The organism is Roseibium sp. (genome assembly GCF_039982295.1).
Lineage (GTDB): Bacteria > Pseudomonadota > Alphaproteobacteria > Rhizobiales > Stappiaceae > Roseibium.
The window spans coordinates 1-18,505 of sequence record NZ_JBDWYP010000047.1 but is presented as its reverse complement, the minus strand read 5'-3'; the positions used below and the strand labels follow the sequence as shown (position 1 = coordinate 18,505).

General features: G+C 57.2%; 16 protein-coding genes. 11 read left to right on the top strand and 5 right to left on the bottom strand.

What is annotated here, in order from left to right:
- Positions 1-12: 12 nt before the first annotated feature.
- Positions 13-717 (top strand): AzlC family ABC transporter permease, encoded by a 705-nt coding sequence (locus ABJZ52_RS09375; protein WP_348186158.1) that lies wholly within the window; start codon positions 13-15, stop codon positions 715-717.
- Positions 710-1,030 carry an AzlD domain-containing protein gene (locus ABJZ52_RS09370; protein WP_348186156.1) on the top strand — a complete coding sequence of 107 codons (321 nt, stop codon included), beginning with the start codon at positions 710-712 and terminating at the stop codon, positions 1,028-1,030. The genes ABJZ52_RS09375 and ABJZ52_RS09370 overlap by 8 nt, the downstream gene beginning before the upstream one ends.
- Here the strand turns inward: ABJZ52_RS09370 and ABJZ52_RS09365 are convergent.
- Positions 1,018-2,604 (bottom strand): AAA family ATPase, encoded by a 1,587-nt coding sequence (locus tag ABJZ52_RS09365; protein ID WP_348186154.1) that lies wholly within the window; start codon positions 2,602-2,604, stop codon positions 1,018-1,020. The genes ABJZ52_RS09370 and ABJZ52_RS09365 overlap by 13 nt on opposite strands.
- A gap of 138 nt (positions 2,605-2,742) precedes the next feature.
- On the opposite strand from ABJZ52_RS09365, the gene ABJZ52_RS09360 reads away from it, so the two are divergent.
- The 4 genes from ABJZ52_RS09360 (at position 2,743) to ABJZ52_RS09345 (ending at position 6,227) form a co-directional block, all read left to right on the top strand.
- Positions 2,743-3,123: a hypothetical protein gene (locus tag ABJZ52_RS09360; protein WP_348186152.1), complete on the top strand. Its 381-nt coding sequence runs from the start codon at positions 2,743-2,745 to the stop codon at positions 3,121-3,123.
- 80 nt (positions 3,124-3,203) lie between these two features.
- On the top strand, positions 3,204-3,665 hold the full coding sequence (locus ABJZ52_RS09355) for an Hsp20/alpha crystallin family protein (RefSeq protein ID WP_348186150.1): 462 nt from the start codon (positions 3,204-3,206) through the stop codon (positions 3,663-3,665).
- A gap of 249 nt (positions 3,666-3,914) precedes the next feature.
- Positions 3,915-4,352 carry a peptidoglycan-binding protein LysM gene (gene lysM / locus ABJZ52_RS09350; protein WP_348186148.1) on the top strand — a complete coding sequence of 146 codons (438 nt, stop codon included), beginning with the start codon at positions 3,915-3,917 and terminating at the stop codon, positions 4,350-4,352.
- Positions 4,353-4,559: 207 nt separating this feature from the next.
- Complete coding sequence (locus ABJZ52_RS09345; protein ID WP_348186146.1) at positions 4,560-6,227, top strand: thiamine pyrophosphate-binding protein; 1,668 nt, start codon at positions 4,560-4,562, stop codon at positions 6,225-6,227.
- Here ABJZ52_RS09345 and ABJZ52_RS09340 read toward each other — a convergent pair.
- The 4 genes from ABJZ52_RS09340 to ABJZ52_RS09325 all read right to left on the bottom strand — a co-directional run bounded on the left by ABJZ52_RS09340 (position 6,224) and on the right by ABJZ52_RS09325 (position 11,810).
- Complete coding sequence (locus tag ABJZ52_RS09340) at positions 6,224-8,953, bottom strand: bifunctional acetate--CoA ligase family protein/GNAT family N-acetyltransferase (RefSeq protein ID WP_348186144.1); 2,730 nt, start codon at positions 8,951-8,953, stop codon at positions 6,224-6,226. The genes ABJZ52_RS09345 and ABJZ52_RS09340 overlap by 4 nt on opposite strands.
- A gap of 126 nt (positions 8,954-9,079) precedes the next feature.
- Positions 9,080-9,910: a universal stress protein gene (locus tag ABJZ52_RS09335; protein WP_348186142.1), complete on the bottom strand. Its 831-nt coding sequence runs from the start codon at positions 9,908-9,910 to the stop codon at positions 9,080-9,082.
- Between the two features lie 133 nt (positions 9,911-10,043).
- Entirely contained in the window at positions 10,044-10,583 is a 540-nt protein-coding gene (locus tag ABJZ52_RS09330; protein ID WP_348186140.1) for a GNAT family N-acetyltransferase, read from the bottom strand.
- Positions 10,584-10,655: 72 nt separating this feature from the next.
- Positions 10,656-11,810: an acyl-CoA dehydrogenase family protein gene (locus tag ABJZ52_RS09325; protein ID WP_348186138.1), complete on the bottom strand. Its 1,155-nt coding sequence runs from the start codon at positions 11,808-11,810 to the stop codon at positions 10,656-10,658.
- 114 nt (positions 11,811-11,924) lie between these two features.
- Between ABJZ52_RS09325 and ABJZ52_RS09320 the strand changes: the two genes are divergently transcribed.
- The 5 genes from ABJZ52_RS09320 (at position 11,925) to ABJZ52_RS09300 (ending at position 18,465) form a co-directional block, all read left to right on the top strand.
- Positions 11,925-13,718, top strand: coding sequence for an ATP-binding protein (locus ABJZ52_RS09320; protein WP_348186136.1), 1,794 nt, complete (start codon positions 11,925-11,927; stop codon positions 13,716-13,718).
- Positions 13,715-15,100 (top strand): sigma-54 dependent transcriptional regulator, encoded by a 1,386-nt coding sequence (locus ABJZ52_RS09315; protein ID WP_348186134.1) that lies wholly within the window; start codon positions 13,715-13,717, stop codon positions 15,098-15,100. The genes ABJZ52_RS09320 and ABJZ52_RS09315 overlap by 4 nt, the downstream gene beginning before the upstream one ends.
- A gap of 263 nt (positions 15,101-15,363) precedes the next feature.
- The gene (locus ABJZ52_RS09310; RefSeq protein WP_348186132.1) at positions 15,364-16,380 is read left to right on the top strand and encodes a C4-dicarboxylate TRAP transporter substrate-binding protein; all 1,017 of its coding nucleotides are present in this window, start codon (positions 15,364-15,366) and stop codon (positions 16,378-16,380) included.
- Between the two features lie 76 nt (positions 16,381-16,456).
- Positions 16,457-17,101: a TRAP transporter small permease gene (locus ABJZ52_RS09305; protein WP_348186130.1), complete on the top strand. Its 645-nt coding sequence runs from the start codon at positions 16,457-16,459 to the stop codon at positions 17,099-17,101.
- Positions 17,098-18,465: a TRAP transporter large permease gene (locus ABJZ52_RS09300; RefSeq protein WP_348186128.1), complete on the top strand. Its 1,368-nt coding sequence runs from the start codon at positions 17,098-17,100 to the stop codon at positions 18,463-18,465. Before ABJZ52_RS09305 ends, ABJZ52_RS09300 begins: the two co-directional genes overlap by 4 nt.
- Positions 18,466-18,505: the final 40 nt, after the last annotated feature.

Below are 18,505 nucleotides of genomic sequence, written 5' to 3'. Positions count from 1 at the left end.
GAGTAGGCCGCAATGACTGCAAGTCCTCCAGTTACGATCACCTCGGCAGGCTGCCTGCAGGGCGCAAAGTTCTGTATACCGGCTCTTCCCGGGACTGTTGCGTTTGGTGCTGTCTTTGGAACTGTCGCTGCGCAGAAAGGGCTGACCTTCGTTGAGACGCTGATGTTCAATTCATTCGTCTTTGCCGGGGCGTCTCAGTTCGTCGCCATGGAGGTTTACACGGCACCTCTGACCTGGGGCGTGATCTTTGCAATGGTTGGTGTCGTGGCCGCCGTCAACATGCGCATGCTCCTTATTGGTGCCAGTCTGCGTCCCTGGCTGGGGCAAGTGCCGTCATCGCGAACCTATCCCGCCCTATTCTTTCTGACCGACATCAATTGGCTGATAGCGCTTCGCGAGTATGACAAGGGCGAACGTGACTGGGGCATTTTTCTCGGCAGTGGCCTCTTCATGTGGTGCATCTGGTCGCTGTCCGTCGTGCCCGGATACTTTTTCGGCAGTCTGGTCAGCGACCCGAAAGCCTGGGGACTTGATGTCGTGATGCCCGCCTTCTTTATCGCCTTGCTCATTCCGCTCTGGAAAGGCAAGCGTCAGACAATAAGCTGGGCAATCGCGGGCGGTGTTGCGGTTCTGACCTGGTATGAGCTGGGCGGCTATTGGGGCATTCTTACCGGTGCAGTTTCCGGGGCTCTGGCGGGAGCCTTCCTGGATGATTGAGGCAAGCGTTGGAGCCGATGGCTTGTTTGTTGCTGCCGTCCTGATGATGACCGCTGTAACCTACATGATGCGGGCAGGTGGCTATTGGGTGATGGGCCGGATACCCCTCACACCCCGTGTTCGCAAGGCACTGGAATCTCTGCCGGGGGCGATCATCGTCTCTACAATCTTGCCCATTGCGTTCAAGGGTGGAGTGCCGGTCGTTCTCTGCATCATCGTTTCGGGAGCGGTCATGGCGCTTCTGAGAAAAGACATCGTCGCGGTGGTATGCGCAGTCGCCGCAGCTGCAGCCGCCCGCGCTTATGGCTTTTGAGGCAGGATTTTGCCAATCACCTGTTTCGCGTTTTGCAGCGTGACAGGCGGTTCACCTCCCGCGTCGATGACAGACCAGTTCATGTCACCCAGCTCATAGCTCAGCTGCAGGTCGACCACCTCCGTTGTGGCGTCTGATGCGTCTCCCTGCCGTGTCGAAACGCGTTCCATCAAGGTCTCGGCGGGCGCATCCAGCCACAGGCCGCAGAAGCTTGCTTCTACCGCCTTTGCGAGTTGTTCTATCCGTGCACGTTCTTTCTCGTCAGCAAATACGGCATCGAACAGCGCTGAGTGCCCGCTTGCGAGCGTCGTTTGGAGCGCTGTCTCCAGAGCGTTGTAAACCGCTTCAGTAGCTGCACGCGTATAGGCCTCGCCAGGAGCTTTTTGTGTTTCGGGCAGTCCAAGCCGTTTCTTGCGCTCGATGTCCGTGCGCAAAACGCGGGCCCCGGGTGCACGGCCGATCTCCGGCGCGAGCGCGTAGGCAAGAGTGGTCTTGCCGGTGCCGGAAAACCCGCCGATTGCAACGAGATCCGGCTCGCCAGGGTCCAGGAAGGCTATGGCTTGGTTGAAATAGGACACGGCTTCTTCTTCTTGCGCACGCCTGTCCGTTTCAGTGTGCTGTGCCTTTGCCGCACTCGCTGCGATTTTGGCGCGAATGGCAGCGCGCATCATCAGGTAAAAGGGAAGGGCGGCGAGGCCTTGCAATTCGTTTGCGCTCTCTCGCGCGTCGACCGGGAGCTTGTCGAAATAGCGGTTGAAGACCAGGTTCGCCGCTTCGTGCTGGTCGTTCTCCCATAGGTCCATCAGGAGAAAGGCAAGGTCGTAGAGCGTATCCGTTGTCGCCATCGCATCGGAAAACTCTATGGCATCGAACAGAACTGGTCTGCCGTCCAGCACTACAATGTTGCGCATGTGTGCGTCGCCATGGCAGAGGCGGACATGGCCGTCGGCGCCGCGTTTCATCAGCAGCGGCGCTATCCGCTCCAACCAGAGACGCGATTGACTGGTGAGGTGTTCGGCAGCTCGAGGTGGGAAAAGGTCCGGATGTTCGGCAAACGCGATGTCGTTTTGATCGACATAGCTCGCCAATTCTTTGAAGAAGCCCTGCGCCGCCTCCGGCTTTTCCGGTGCTGCCGCGTGGGCGGCCACTAGCATATCCGCCAGATCATCACATAGGTCTTTGGACAGTGGTCCGTCTTTCGCAACGTGATCGAGCTGCCTGTCTTGCTCGAAGCGGTTCATGACCACGACCCACTCAATTGTCTCTCCCGGACCGTCGATGGCAAGGTGCCCGTCTGCGTCGCAGGTAATCGGCAGGGCCTCAATGTAGATCTGAGCAGCATTTCGGATGTTATGGCTGATCTCGCGTTTGCATGCTTCCGCGCGTTTGGCCAGCGTGGAGTAATCCAGGAAGGGAAATTTGACTGCGCGCTTGATCTTGTAGGCCTTTGATCCGGCCAGAAAGACAACGTTGGCGTGGGTGTCGATCCTCGTGACGCCTGGTTGCTCGTCTTCATTGACCGGTAGGGCCATCAAAAACGCGAAGACTGCTTCCTGTGAATCGGGATTGGCCATTTGGATCTTTCCTGAAAGATGGTCGTTGATGACCAGAGCAAAGTGCATCGCAGGTTACTTGCAGCCTTTGATCTTTCTCAATGAGAGAACGGCTCATTGTGCCAATGTCCCCTCGAAAGTCGCACCAAGGAGAAAAACATGAGCGATTACCCGGCTCTGAAAAAGATCAGGTTGAACCTGGCGCGAACCAAAGACCATCCGAATGGGTCGGCGCAACACGGCTACGAATTTACAGCGCCGCTTGACGACAGCGGGCACATTGACGCCGACCTTTGGAAAAAGGAGCGGGATCATTGCCGTGTCCGGCGTTTTTGGGGTGGCGAGGAAGAGGAGATCGGTCATCTGGTCCACCGTCCGGGCGGATCCTGGGCGTTTCACTACGACATCGAGGGTGAAGATGACGATGAAGCAGGCTACCGCTTCGGGTCACATGCTTTCCAGCCAGGGGAGTATGTCTCGATCAAGGATGAGGACGGTGATTTGTTCACCTTTCAGGTCGTGACGGTTTCGTCTGTTTGAATGGACCCGGTTTGAAATGAAACGGCTCTTCTTTTCACGAGGGCCTTTTTAGGACGATCTTGTAAACAGGAGGATCAAAAATGAAATCAGTATTGCCTTCTCTTTGGAACGAGTCCGACAGCCCGGTAATTTCGCTTCAGAAAGAAATGGATCGTTTGTTCCAGGATTTCGGGCGTCGGCTGCCGGCTGGAACTCTCTTCGCAATGACGTTTCCAGCGATTGATGTTGATGAAACGGAAACCGGCCTTGAGTTGACCGCAGAACTGCCTGGTGTCGCGGAAAAGGACATTGACGTCTCAGTCGCTGACAAGCTTCTCACAATCAAGGGTGAGAAATCTGCCGAAAAGACGGTCAGCGAAAAAGATCGCCAGATCCGTGAGCGTAGCTTCGGTTCTTTCCGGCGTGAAATGGTATTGCCATTTGCGCCCGAGCCCGGGGCGGTTGAGGCGCTTATGGATAACGGTGTTTTGACAGTCGTTCTGCCAAGGCCTGCTGAAAGCGCGGAGCAGCCCAAAAAGATCGAAGTCAAGTGCAAAGCCTGACCAAGCGAGACTAGTGAGAAACGTCCACAGGGGGACGGCGAGGGGGCGTGCGACTTTGTCGGCGCCCCCTTTTTAAAATTTGAGGAGCGGAATAGCCAAACGGAGTATCTGACCGGTGAATTTGTCTGCAGCCGATGACGAATGCTCTTTCAATGCCTTGCTTTCTGCCACAGTGCTTGGATAACTGTCCAATGTATGCAGCCCAGTGCGGCCAGCGGGATGCTGCAGGATGGCAAGAGGAAAAGAAGCATGGGTTTTTTTGATTTCGTAAAAGATGCCGGCAAGAAACTGTTCGGCGACGATGAAGCTGAAACGTCTGGTCCAGATGCGATCGCCGCTGAAGTGGCCGAGCTTGGCCTTGATGGTGATGTGAAGGTCGAAGTTGAAGGCGATACGGTCAAGGTCGCGGGCGCTGCGCCAACGCAGGCTGCACGCGAGAAGCTGATCCTGGCGGTCGGCAACGTCCTGGGGATCTCGAAAGTTGAAGAAGAGATCACAGTCGCCGAAGCCGAACCGGAAGCAAAGTTTCACACCGTCCAAAAGGGCGACACGCTCTGGAAGGTGTCTGAAGATGCCTATGGTGACGGGTCAAAGTATCAGGCAATCTTTGAAGCCAACAAGCCGATGCTCTCTCACCCTGACAAGATCTACCCGGGTCAGGTTCTGCGTATTCCGCCGCTCGACTAAGAGCGCGCCATTATTTGCTCAGTACTGGTTTGACGACGGCCGCGGTGATCCGCGGCCGTTTGTGCTTCTGGTGTAGTTGCGTCCCTTTTGGAATGATGTCATTGCCAAATAATGTGGCTGCTCCCTCTGCCGGGCCCCGGTCACATCGAGTATACAACAAGCGTTGAAACGTCCGATACTTGGACATCATGAAGGCAGGGAATAGGAATGAGCCAGAAGACCGGTGGACAGCTTCTCGTCGAGGCCTTGGAACTACATGGCGCGGAGCGGGTGTTCTGTGTGCCAGGCGAAAGCTATCTGGCCGTTTTGGACGCCCTTCATGATGCCTCTATTCCTGTAACGATATGCCGCCAGGAAGGTGGCGCGGCCATGATGGCCGACGCCCATGGCAAGCTCAGCGGCAAGCCGGGCATTTGCATGGTTACGCGTGGACCTGGCGCGACCAACGCAGCTGCGGGGGTTCATGTCGCCATGCAGGATTCGACACCGATGATCCTCTTTATTGGTCAAATCGAACGCGGCATGCGTGAGCGCGAGGCCTTTCAGGAGGTCGATTACCGCCAGATGTTCGGCGGTATGGCGAAATGGGTGGCGGAGATCGACCAAGCTGACCGGGTCCCCGAATTCATTTCCCGTGCTTATCACGTTGCGACATCAGGTCGACCGGGACCGGTGGTCTTGGCCCTGCCGGAAGACATGCTTGTCGAGGTGGCAGATGTTGCGCAGCCGTCGCCTTGGCAGCAGGTCGAAACCCATCCGGGTTTGACACAAATGGCGGACTTGCAAAAGCGTCTCTGGACCGCGGAACGGCCAATCGCCATTCTGGGTGGCAGCCGTTGGAGTGAAGACGCTGTTGCCGCCTTGACCCGCTTTGCCGAACGTTTCGATCTGCCGGTTGCTTGCTCCTTCCGTCGGCAGGCGCTGTTCGACAATCTGCATCCCAACTATGCGGGCGATGTTGGCATTGGCATCAATCCCAAATTGCTTGAGCGGACAAAGGCGTCCGACCTTATCTTGCTGATCGGTGGGCGCCTGTCCGAAATGCCAAGTCAGTCATACACTCTGCTCGACATTCCCCAGCCTGCGCAGCCCTTGGTACATGTGCATCCGGATGCGGAAGAACTTGGCCGCGTCTACCGGCCGTCACTCGCGATCCACGCAAGCCCGACAGGGTTCTGCAAGGCTGTCGAAGGATTGCAGCCTCCTACGGAGCCCCGGAACAAGGGTCAGGCAGAGGATGCCCATACGGACTATTTGGCATGGTCAGGAGCCCGGCCGCAGGTTCCAGGCGCTCTACAAATGTCCGATGTGATGGAATGGATCGAGGCGAACGTTGCCGATGACGCCATTTTCACAAATGGCGCGGGAAATTTTGCCAGCTGGGTGCATCGCTTTCACCGGTTTCGCAAGTTTGCGACCCAAGCTGCACCGACCTCTGGTTCTATGGGATATGGCTTGCCTGCGGCCGTTGCGGCAAAGCTCTCCTTTCCTGAAAGGGAGACAATCTGTTTCGCCGGGGACGGCTGCTTTCAGATGAGTATGCAGGAGTTTGGCACGGCCTGTCAGGAGGGCGCGGCGATCATCGTCGTTCTGGTCGACAATGGGATGTACGGCACGATCCGGATGCATCAGGAGCGCCACTATCCCGGACGACCATCGGGGACGAAATTGGTGAATCCGGATTTCTCGGCGCTTGCGTCGTCTTATGGGGCGCACGCAGAGACTGTCCATGCCTCAGATGAGTTTGGGCCGGCGTTCGAGCGTGCGCGTGCGAGCGGAAAACCGGCATTGCTTCACCTCAAGCTCGATCCGGAAGCAATCACTCCGGCCACCTCGCTCAGCCAAATTCGCAAGGTCGCTGAAGCGAAGAGCTAGCCAACGTCGTCGGCCAGATCCAGGTCGGTCACTTGCAGGCTGACATGGGCGACCCCGGGGTCGTCCGGCGAGGTTTCGACGTGAAATCCGAGTGCCTGGCACATGCTGAGCATGCTCGTGTTTTCTTTCAAAACTTCGCCCTGGATTGTTTCGATACCGTCTGCACGTGCATACCGGATGATGAGTTTCATAAGGGCCCAGCCGAGACCAACACCTTTCAGGTTTGAGCGAACCATGATCGCATACTCGCCGCTCTTATGATCGGGATCGGCGTGCAGGCGGACAACACCAAGAAGGTCGCCGGTCTCTGGTTCAATTGCGGCGAATGCCATGGCGCGCGAATAATCAAGCTGTGTCAGCCGTGCCAGGAAACGATGGCTGAAATCCCGTACTGGCGCGAAGAAACGTAGCCGCAGATCCTCCGCAGATACGGTCTCGAAGAAGCTCTTGAAGAGGTCCTCGTCCTCTGGTCGAACTGGGCGGACGAAGACTTTTCTTCCGTCTTTGAGCGATAGCGTGTCTTCCCACTCTTCGGGATAGGGCGCGATGGCGAGACGGGACTTCCCGTCCCGGCCGGGGTGACGGGCCGGTTCGCCTAGTGTCATGCGAGCATCAAGCGCAACAAGACCGTCCTCCAGCGCCACGAGCGGATTGATGTCGAGCTCAAGAATTTCTGGGATATCGATTGCGATCTGCGAAACTTTCATCAATGCAAGCGCCAGGGCATCGCGATCAAGGGCAGGTCGTGTGCTGGTGCCATCGATAAGCTTGGCAATTCTGGTGCGATTGATCATGGCATGCGCCAGATTGAGGTCGAGTGGGGGTAACTCGATCGAAATATCCCGGCTATCTTCAACCGACGTCCCGCCATGACCAAAGACCAGAACCGGTCCGAAGGTGGGCGTATCTGCCAGACCAACAAACAACTCTATTCCGTGGCGATCTTCAAGCATGGGATGCACACTGACCCCTGCAATTCTTGCGTCCGGAAATGATCGCTTGGTCTGCCGGATGAGCTCGCGTGCAGCCCGCTCGACGCTTTTGGGAGTTTCCAGTCCAAGGCGCACGCCGTCTATCCGCGATTTGAAAGGCAGATCCTGCGAGATCAGTTTGACGACACAATGATCGGCCTTCTTGAAGAATTCCACTGCGTGATCGCCCGCTTCTTCAGGCGTCTTGCACAGCCGCGTCGGCATGACAGGCAGCTGATAGGCTACCAGAATCTTCGAAACCTCCTGCGGAAACAACCAGGTTCGGTTCTCCTTCATCGCGCCATCAACGATCGCGCGCGCGGTCTCGGCATCAGGAATGAAATCTTGAGGAACACTGGCCGGTGCCGCCATCAGGAAGTCCCGCGACTGCGCATCATGAGCAAGGTGCATGATCGAGCGCACGACTTCCGCCGGGCTGGCGTAACAAGGGACGCCGGCTTCATCCAGGTCGCCGCGAGCACTGCCGTCATCACCAATCAGGCCTGCGACGATGGCTTTGCGCCGTCCGGTCCGCCGCCGGTTCTCTCTGGCCGCCTCCGCAATCGCGCGCCCTGTGTCAGCCAGATCCGTGAAGGCACTTGGGGCCTGAAGGACCAGAACGCCGTCGGTGCCTTTATCGCTGAGGACGGTGCTGATCGCCGCTTTGAGGTCAACTGGATCGAGTTCCGCGCGCAGGATGATGGGATCGGAACTTGATTCGGCATTTCGGCTTGTGCGGCGATAGGCTGAGAGGGAGTTGACAGTGTCTTCTGAGAGTTCGGCAAGCTTGCCCCCCAGGTCGGTCAGACGATCCGCGGCCAGGCTGGCGAGGCTTCTGCCATTCGACAGGATCGTCAATGCGTCAAATTGAGGAACGCGCACGCGCGCAAGCGTTTCGACGGCCTCGAACATTTCGTCGAGGTCGCTGACACGGATGATGCCCGCGCGGCGGAAGGCTGCATCATAGACAAGGTCCGGATCAGCCAGGTGACCTGCATGGGTGAGGCCGCTGCCACTGGCGTCATGGCTCCGGCCCGATCGGATGATGATCACGGGCTTGCTGCGCGCCGCCGCTCTGGCGGCTGACAGGAACTTGCGCGGACTGGAGATTGCCTCGGCGTGAAGAAGAATGGCTCGTGTCTTGTAGTCTTGCGCAAAATAGTCGACGAGGTCGCCAATGTCGGCATCCATGCGCTCACCTAGTGAGACAACAGCTGAGAAACCGGTCTTGTGAGCGCTGGCCCAAGAAAGGGTCGCGTTCAAGACGGCACCAGAGCGAGCGATGAACGCTATGTCACCAGATGTCGGCGACTTGGCACTAAGAAGGCAGTCGAGGCCCAAGGACGGAACGGCAAGTCCAAGGCTGCCGGGGCCGATCATGCGAAGCCGCGTGCTGCGTGCAGCTTCCCGGCAAGCCTGAACCAACGCCTCCGTCCAGGTCTCGTACCCAGGAGACAAGAGAACGGCAGCTTTGGTTCCGAGTCGTGCCAGATCGGCGATCAACTCCGGCGTCGTTTCTGCCGCACTCAGACAGATCGCAAGATCTGGAGCAGTTGGGAGGTTCTCGAGATCGACGTGCTTGCCTGTCAGACCAGGGTCCAGATCCGGTAGTCCAATGAGATAGACAGACTGGTTCCGGCCCGATGCCAGGAGGGTACGCGACAGGTGTTCCAGAACCTCGCCGCTATGCCGTGATGGACCGACCAGCGCCAGTGATGCAGGTGCAAAGAAACCGTCGAGGTTTTTGATGGTCACGCAGTCATTCTCCGTGGGAGCTCCACAAAGCCTGACACGGAAAGAACGAAATTTGAATGAAGTTGATAAGGAAATTGGTCAGCCTCCACAACGCAGGGATCGCGCCCCGGAGGCTGACTGTCCGGGTTAGTGAGCCATCAAGACCGGAACGGTCATGGCTTGCAAAATTTCTCGTGTGGCACCGCCAAAGAGAAACTCGCGCATCCGGCTGTGGCCGTAGCCACCCATGACCACGAGGTCGTTGCCATTGTCTGAGACATAGTTGAGCAACGTGTCCGCGATCCGGGTCTGAGGGTCGCTGATGACGTCAATCGTCACATCAAGGTCGTGCCGCGCCAGATAGGTTGCGATCTCCGCCCCAGGCTGGATATCGTCATTGACGTTCTTTTCGACCACAAGCACCGTAATCTTTTCTGCTTTGTCCAGCATCGGAAGAGCAGCATGGACTGCACGTGTCGCTGTGGAGCTGCCGTCCCAGCCAATCACGACGTTCTTGGCTTCGGACTGCGCAACGCCGATGTAGGGAACGACCAAAACCGGCACGCCACTTTCGAACAAGACTGTTTCGATCAAAAGCTCGCGCATGGGCTCGGGAGCGTCGGGGTTTTCCTGGCCAAGGACGACAAGGTCCGTTGTGCGACAATGTTGAAGCAGTCCTTCGAGAGGGCCTCCAGTCAAAATATCCGCAACGCGGCTTTCAGTCTTTACAGCGGCAAGGCGGGCAAGCTCATCGAAGCCTTTTTGGGCGTCTTTAGCAGCGCCGACTGCCTGTTCATGCGCTGCTTGCACGTAGTCAACGGGCATCGGCGCAGCTGCGAATGCAGGAACCACCGGTTCGAACGCAATGGACAAACCCGTCACATGGGCGTCGTTCTTGGCAGCAAGGTCGATCGCATATTTCGCGGCGGGCTGGGACCCGGAAAGATCCACAATTGTCACGATATCTTTTAAAGCCATGGTCGTACCTCCTTGTAGAAAACTGGGCATAGGCCCTTGTGAAAACACTCTATGCAGGAAACGTGGGCGTTACTTTGAGGCGTATCAACCAGTGAGCGAATGAGTTGCCTGTTTTAGTTTTTATCAAAAGCAGTCAGGCAATTGTCTGCGCGGTGAAACGGTAAACGTCTCCGCCCGGTAAAATGGCTCGCGGGCCATCAGCCCAGAGCCGCCCGCCGAGCCTGCGTACAATTGCCTGAGATCTTTGATTGTCAGGATGAACTTCCGCGATGGCTTCTGTCCAACCCATCGGCCCGAAAAGCCAATGGTTCACGGCTTGCGCGGCCTCAAATGCAAGGCCTTTACCTTCTGCCGCATCTGACCAAATCGTCCAGCTGAGTTCGGGCAGCTGTTCGTCAACAAGCTGGAAGGGGCCGACGTGGCCAAGCGCCGCGCCGCTAATCCGGTCCGTGATCGTGAACCTGCCGAAACCGCGCAACGCCCAATGTCCGATCATGCTGGCGAATTTCTCAAACACGGCAAATTCGGGCTTGGCGCCGCCGGTGAAGGCAGTGCGGTGCGACGTCGCGTAGGCGAGGAAGGCGGGAAAGTCTGAGGGTGAAGGTGCTCGTAGCAACAGCCTTTGAGTTTCCAGAACCGGAGCCCCGGTCAGCGTTGGCAAACTCATTTCCATTGGCAAGACCTTTCCCAAACTGGCCTGCACATCCTGCAGAAACTCAATTTCACCAAAGACTCGAGTCAGACATCAAACTGCCTTCATGACCTCGCGGGCGATAATCAGACGCTGCACCTCGGATGTGCCCTCGTAAATGGTCGTGATTCTGGCGTCGCGAGCATAACGCTCGAGTGGATAGTCCTTGATGTAACCGGCGCCGCCGTGAAGTTGCAACGCTGTGTAGGTTGCCTTCTGGGCAGCTTCTGAAGCGAAGAGCTTTGCCATGGACGCTTCCTTGGAAAAGGCCTTGCCTGAATCCTTGAGCGCTGCGGCCTGATGGATAAGCAGCTTTGCCGCCTCCAGTTCCGTTTCTCTGTCTGCAACCAACCATTGCAGCCCTTGCATGTCTGCAAGGGGACGGCCGAATTGCTCTCTTTCCTTGATGTAGGCTTTGCCTGCAGCCATCGCTTTTCGGGCAACGCCAAGAGCAAGCGCGGCGATCCCGATACGCCCGCCAGCCAACTCGCCAACGGCAATACGAAAGCCCTCATTTTCTTTGCCCATCATCGCGGTCGCGGGGACGCGGCAATCCTGAAAGAGGACTTCATTGGTCGCTGAGCCAGTCTGCCCCATCTTCTTTTCCGCCTTGCCAATGACCAGGCCTGGCGTCCCAGCTTCGACAAGAAAGCAGGAAATGCCCTTGCCTTTGGGTACATCAGGGTCAGTCACCGCCCAAACCACAAAGACGCCAGCGTATTCAGCCGAACTGATGTAGAGCTTCGAACCGTTGAGGACGTAATGATTGCCGTCCTTCACCGCCCGGGTTTTCATCGATGAAGGATCAGATCCAGCGCTGGATTCCGTCAAACAAAAACCGCCGGCGGCATATCGGCCGTCCGTCAGTCGCGGCAGGTACCGTTCTTTTTGCTCTTCTGAACCAACGGCCTGAATAACCTCGCCGACCATGTTGGTGACCGAAACGGTGACAGCCGTAGAGGCGCACCCTTGAGCAAGGGCTTCTACCGCGAGCGCAAAGCCGATGGTGCCGGCTTCAGTTCCACCGTACTCCGAGGACAGATTGAGGCCCATAAAGCCGTTGTCAGCAAGTATCTGCAAGTTGGCAAGAAACTCGGCGCGACCCTCACCACTGTCCAGCCGTTCTGCCAGCGGTTCCAGCTTGTCTGTTGCAAGCTTGTTGGCTGTATCGGCGATCATCCGCTGTTCTTCGGTGAAGCTGAAGTCCATCGATGTTTTCCATCCCTTGATCTTGATGGCTGCAACCTAGCTTTGCGCAGGCCGATTTGTCCATGTCATCGGGAACGGTTTGCGGCAGAGCAGCAAAAAGGGGATAAGGACCGCATGTCGACCAGATTGCTTCTTCTTGCGCTTCCTCCAATCGCCGTGCTGCTGATTGCATCGCTGCTTGTGCAGCTGATGGTGGAGCAGGATCGGGAGACCGTGGATCACAAGGCGGCCGAGCGACTTACCCTTTATCGCCAGACCATCCTCGGAGAATATGAGAAATATCGCTATTTGCCGTACATGCTGGCGCGCGATCCCAGGGCGACCGTTGTTCTGAACATGGGCAGACCGACCGAGTCGACGAACCGTTTTCTAGAAGAAGTGGCGGAAAAGTCTGGAGCGGATCTGCTGTTTGTGATGGATCGGCACGGACGGACGCTGGCGGCGAGCAACTGGCGCGATGAATTGTCTCTTGTTGGACAGAGCTATGCTTTCCGCCCTTATTTTCATACTGCCCTCAAAGGCAAGGAAGGGCAGTTCTTCGCGATTGGCGCAACGCTGGGGGAACCCGGACTTTTCCTGTCGCTGCCCTCTCCTGTAAACGGCGAGCCCAATGGTGTCGCCGTCGTCAAGGTCGACATGGAGCCGTTGGAGCAAGCCTGGGCAAAGGGCGGAGAGACGGTTTTTGCATCGGATGCCAACGGGGTGATCTTTTTGGCCTCAGTCGCTGATTGGCGCTACCGAACCTTGCAAGAACTCTCCGACGATGTCCGGAGCCAAATCACTGCGACACGGCAATATGCCGACCAGCCCCTGACCGCTCTCTCGCAAAGCCCATTGGGTAATGAGAAGGTCGTGACGGTCGATGGTCATACCTACAGGCATAACTCGGCCCAGGTCGGCTTGCTCGGATGGACGCTTCACTTTCTCGTGCCTATTGAAGAAACGCGAAAGAACATTTGGCCAATCTGGGCATCTGCCATCGGCCTGAGCCTGCTCTACCTCGTAGGTTTGCTCATTCAAAGGGGGCGTGTCCTGCGGCAAGCCTCAGCTCTGCTACGCCAGGAGTCACAGGGCCTGCGCGAGTTGAACCAACGGCTGGTGGATGAGGTTGACGAACGTCGGCGCGTTGAAGAAGAGCTGAGAAACGCACAAATGCGCCTGGCGCGGTCGAGCAGGCTTGCTGCGGTTGGCCAGATGTCTGCGGCGGTCGCGCATGAGCTGAATCAACCTCTGGCAGCGCTCCGGATGTTTGTGGCAGGTGCGCGGAAGCTCCTTGAGAGTGGCAATGTTCCTGCCGTTGAAGATAATCTGAAAGAGATCGATTCTCTTCAACACCGGATGGCAACCCTGACCCAGGAGCTCAAACGCTTTGCTCGGCCTGCCGAAAGCCGGATTGAGGTGGTTGACTTGAGGACTAGTATTGCTGCGGCTGAAAAGATCGCACGCTCGCGATTTGAAGAAGACGGCGTGAAACTGCATCTCCGACTGCCCGACGAGCCGCTCAATCTGGAAACGGCTCCGTTGAAAGTCGAGCAGGTACTCGTGAATCTGCTCCGAAACGGCGCGGACTCAGCTGCAAAGGCGGAGGCCGGAGAAGTCATTCTTGAGACGGGGCGGCAGGGGGAGAGCGTTGTCGTCAGTGTCTCCGACAATGGCTCGGGGGTTCCCGTGGATCTTCGCGAAAAAATATTTGATCCATTTTTCACCACCAAGTTGAGCAATGGCGGGCTGGGACTTGGCCTGTCTATCTCCGACCGTATCGCCGAGGATCTCGGAGGGTCCTTGCAAGTAAAACCAAGCGCAAGCGGCGGGGCTACCTTCGTATTTACCCTGCCGGCTCCGGAGGGGGCGGAGCGTGACGCCACGCCGCGAGCTGAAACCGCTGTTCTGGAGCCGGAAGTCGAATGACCGCTGCCAACGTCAAGACCCCTGTTCTGATCGTGGATGACGATCCCGCGATGCGGTCTGCCCTTCGCCAATGGCTGGGGCTCGCGGGCTTCGAGACCATAGAGGTCTCGGATGCCGAGGCCGCGATGCGCCACGTTCAACCAAGCTTTCCTGGTTGCGTCGTTTCAGACGTGATGTTGAATGGAGACGACGGCGTCCGTCTCATGAAGCGGATCGCTGAGGTTGATGCGGATATTCCGGTCATATTGATCACGGGCCATGGTGACGTTCCGATGGCAGTCGAGGCCATGCGAAGTGGCGCTTACGATTTTGTTGAAAAGCCGTTCGACCCTGAAGTCATCGCGGAGCTTGTTCACCGCGCCTGTGAAAAGCGCAGCCTTGTTTTGGAGAACCGCTCGCTGTCGAGGCGTCTGGTCGAAGAGGGCAGTTTGGAGCGGCGGCTTCTTGGCAACAGCCCTGCCATGCGCGCATTGCGCGAGCGACTGCTTCATTTTGCTGGAACGGATGCCGCGGTTCTCATCACCGGCGAAACCGGAACCGGCAAGGAAGTGGTCGCTCAGGCGCTGCATGCATTTGGCCATCGCAAGGATGCTCCCTTTGTTGCGATCAACGCTGCTGCCTTGCCGGAGACCATGGTCGAGGCGGAGCTTTTTGGCCATGAGGCCGGTGCATTCACAGGCGCAGATCGAACGCGGACGGGACGAATTGAGGCGGCTAATGGCGGTGTCCTTTTTCTGGATGAAATCGTCTCGATGCCGATTCCGCTTCAGCCCAAGCTGCTGAGAGTTCTTCAGGAGAAATGCGTCGACCGAATTGGCGGACGCCGTCCTGTCCCCGTCGACTTCCGTGTTGTTAGCGCGGCCAACATTGAACCCAAGGAAGCGGTTGCGACGAAAGCTCTGCGCGAAGATCTCCTGTTCCGTCTGAATACGATCGAGATTGCCATTCCGCCGCTGCGGGAGCGAGGAAACGACAGTCTCCTGCTTTTCGATACCTTCATCAATCGTTTTGCCGCTCAATATGGGATTGCGATGCCGGACGTCACTGCCCGTGACGAAGCATTTCTGAGAACGTACGATTGGCCAGGCAATGTGCGTGAATTGCGTAACGCCGCAGAGCGCTTTGTGCTCAATGCAGGCGTTGGTCGCCAGCCGTTAGAGACCCTCGTCGTCGGGCCCGGCCACAGTGTGACTGATGTCGCGGGTGGGACATTGAAGGAGTTGATGGACAGCTATGAGCGAAGCGTGATTTCGAACGCGCTTCGCAGGCATGAGGGACGTATTGCCGACGTCATGCAAGAGCTAGGAGTTCCCCGGCGGACCCTGAACGAGAAGATGACCCGCCTGAAATTAAGCCGCCCGCAGGTCATGGGCGACGAGTGAATGCCCTGAGCTGTATTGCGAGGGTAAAGGGGTATCGGCAAAATATTGCCGATAGGCTTGAACAGTCGGCGATATTCTGCTCAATTTTGTGCGGGAGAGGATGAGGATTGGTCGAAAAGGCGGCGGAAATTGGGAAATTTTCTGCTTCGACACGCATTTGGCACAGCGCGTGCAAAAAATGACGACAGCTTGGAGGGCTCATGCTGCACATCGTAATGAGCGTCTGCCAAGACAATTGAGCCACGTTACCTGGGAGGAACAGTATGCTCACTACCCGTAAATTCGCCACGGCTGCATCCGCAACCGTACTCGGTCTTTTTTTCGCAACTGAAACTTTTGCTGCTGACGTGACATGGAATGTGTCGCTCTGGGGCAAACGCCGTGCCTTCACTGAGCACGTTGAAAAGCTCGCTGAAGAAGTGGCTGCGAAGACAGATGGCAAGTTCGAAATCAAGCTGCATTATGGCGGCGCACTTTCCAAATCGCGCGAAAACCTCGATGGCATCTCATTCGGCGCGTTCGAGATGGCACAGTTCTGTGCCTCTTATCACGCTGACAAGAACCCGACGCTGACTGTTCTGGAACTGCCGTTCCTTGGCGTTTCCGATCTGGAAACCGAAGTGAAGGTCTCCAAGGCACTCTACGAGCATCCTGCTGTTCAGAAAGACCTTGGTCGCTGGAATGCAAAGTTGCTGATGCCGTCTCCGATGCCGCAGTACAATTTCGCAGGTAAGGGCGATGTTCCAGCGTCCATCAATGACTTCGAAGGCATGCGTGTCCGTGCTCTGGGCGGTCTCGGCAAGCTGATGGAAGCTGCTGGTGCGGTTCCGACCTCGGTGACTGCTTCTGAAACATACCAGGCGATTGATTCCGGTACAGTGAATGCTGCGGGTTTCGCACCACACGCGCACCTTTCGTTCAAGACGGTTGAAGTTGCCAACTGGTGGACCAAGAACCTGAACCCGGGCACTGTTCATTGCCCGATCGTCGTCAACACGGACGCTTATGCAGCTCTGCCTGACGATTTCCGCACCGCGCTTGATGAGTCCGTTCAGCCGGCACTCGACCATTACCTTGCGACCTACGCCAAGGTTTATGACAAGTGGTGGCCGGAACTTGAAGCTCGCGGCATCGTTCAGGTCGAATTCTCTCCCGAAGAACTTGCCGCTTTCGAAGCGAAAGCGGGCCCGATCCAGGATGCCTGGGTTCAGGAGCAATCCGCGAACGGCCTTCCGGCTCAGGAGCTCCTCGACCTCGTTAAGGGCGTGATCAAGGGCTGAGCCCAACTCATGTCATTCTGACGATTACCCCTCGGCGCGTTCTGCGCCGAGGGTTTTCTGCAAGGGCACCCCTAAAATGACCAGTCACGGCACTGCCGTTCGGCCCGAACCCGACCGGCCGAATACATACATCAAGTTCGACGGAGCGTTGGCTCATGTCGAAAACGGCTTCAACCTCATCGCAGCCAGCAGCATCCTCATCCTGATGCTTGTGGCGGTTGCGCAGGTTATCGGAAGACTGACCCTGAACATGCCGGTTCCAGGGTTCATCGATATTACTGAACAAGCCATGGCCGTGTTTGCATTTGGCGGGGTTGCCTATTGTCAGCGCGTTGGCGGCCATATCCGAATGGAAATGGTTCTCGGTAAAATCCATGGCCGCCCGCTCTGGATCGCTGAATTGTTTGGCGTGCTTTTGATTGCCGTTGTTGTCGCGCTGCTGGCCTGGGGCTCTTGGTATCATTTCGACCGCTCATTCGTGATCGGCGACAGCACGATGGACATTCGCCTTCCGACCTGGCCATCCAAGCTGGTTGTACCCGTTGCGCTGGGTCTTCTGTTCTTGCGCCTCTTGCTTCAGGCCTATGGCTATCTGCGTCTCGTTATCGACCCGAGCCGGGCTCCGATTGGTGTGCCGATCATCCACGATGTGGAGGAAACAGCGCAGCATGAGATCGAGGAAGCCTTTGGCGATGAAACCGAAGCAGGAGACAGCAAATGACGCCGTTTGAGGTAGGTCTCTTGATGACGGGCGTCTTGCTCGTTCTCGTTGTTATGGGCATGCGCGTTGCGTTCGCCGCTGCCTTCACCGGCCTTGTTGGCTTGATCGTCTTCTTCTCGATGAAGATGGGTTTTGAGCGGGGTTTCTTCGTTGCCCTTAAAATGGCGGGTACCATCCCGCATTCCAAGTCGGTCACATATTCCCTGTCGGTTCTCCCGACCTTCATCCTGATCGGCTTTCTTGCGTTCTACGCCGGGTTCACGAAGCAGCTTTTCGAAGCTGCGAAACGCTGGCTTGGCTGGTTGCCAGGCGGCATGGCCGTCGGCACCGTCTTTTCGACAGCCGGGTTTGCTGCTGTCTCCGGTGCGTCTGTAGCAACCGCTGCCGTTTTTGCACGGGTTGCGATTCCGGAGATGCTGGCCGCTGGTTACTCCAAGCGTCTGTCAGCAGCTGTCGTGGCCGCTGGTGGCACGCTCGCCTCGCTGATCCCGCCTTCGGCCATTCTTGTGATCTACGCGATCCTGGTCGAGCAATCAGTTGGCAAACTCTTGATTGCCGGGTTCCTGCCTGGCGTCTTCTCTGCTCTGATTTACGTCGGAATTATTGTGGGTGTTTCCGCATGGCGTGGCGATGCGCCTGCTGTGAAAGGCTTCACGTGGCGTGAGCGTTTTGCGTCAGTGCCGGGTACCCTGCCGATCATCGCGGTCATTGGCATCATCTTCTGCTCCTTCTTCTTTGGTCTGGCAACGCCGACCGAGGCTGGTTCCCTCGGAGCCTTCGTGGTCCTGATCGTAGCCTTTGCCAAGGGCATGAAGCTGGGCCAGCTCGGCCAGGCCCTGCATGAGACGGCCAAGCTGACGGTCATGATCTTTACCCTCATCTGGGGTGTGCTGGTCTATGTACGTTTCCTCGGGTTCGCGGGACTTCCGGACGCCTTCAAGAACTTTATCGTAGCGCTGGAGTTCTCGCCCTGGATCGTCATGATTTGCATCCTGTTGGCCTACGCTGTGCTCGGCATGTTCATGGATGCCATCGGCATGTTGATCCTGACGCTTCCAGTGGTCTACCCGGCAGTGATCGCGCTCAATGGCGGTGAGGCCGTCTCTGCTGCGGACAGTGCCTTTGGCATGTCCGGAGAGGCGTGTGCGATCTGGTTCGGCATTCTGGTGGTGAAGATGGCAGAGCTCTGTCTTATCACGCCACCCATCGGACTGAACTGCTTCGTGGTTTCCGGTGTGCGCCCGGACATTCCGGTTCAGGAAGTCTTCCGCGGCTGTATCCCGTTCTTCATCGCGGATGTATTGACGATTGCTGGCCTGCTGGCCTTTCCGTCGATCATCACGCTCTTGCCATCGCTGATGTAAGACGACGAACATTCGACACGAAAAAGCCGCTGCGGGAAAC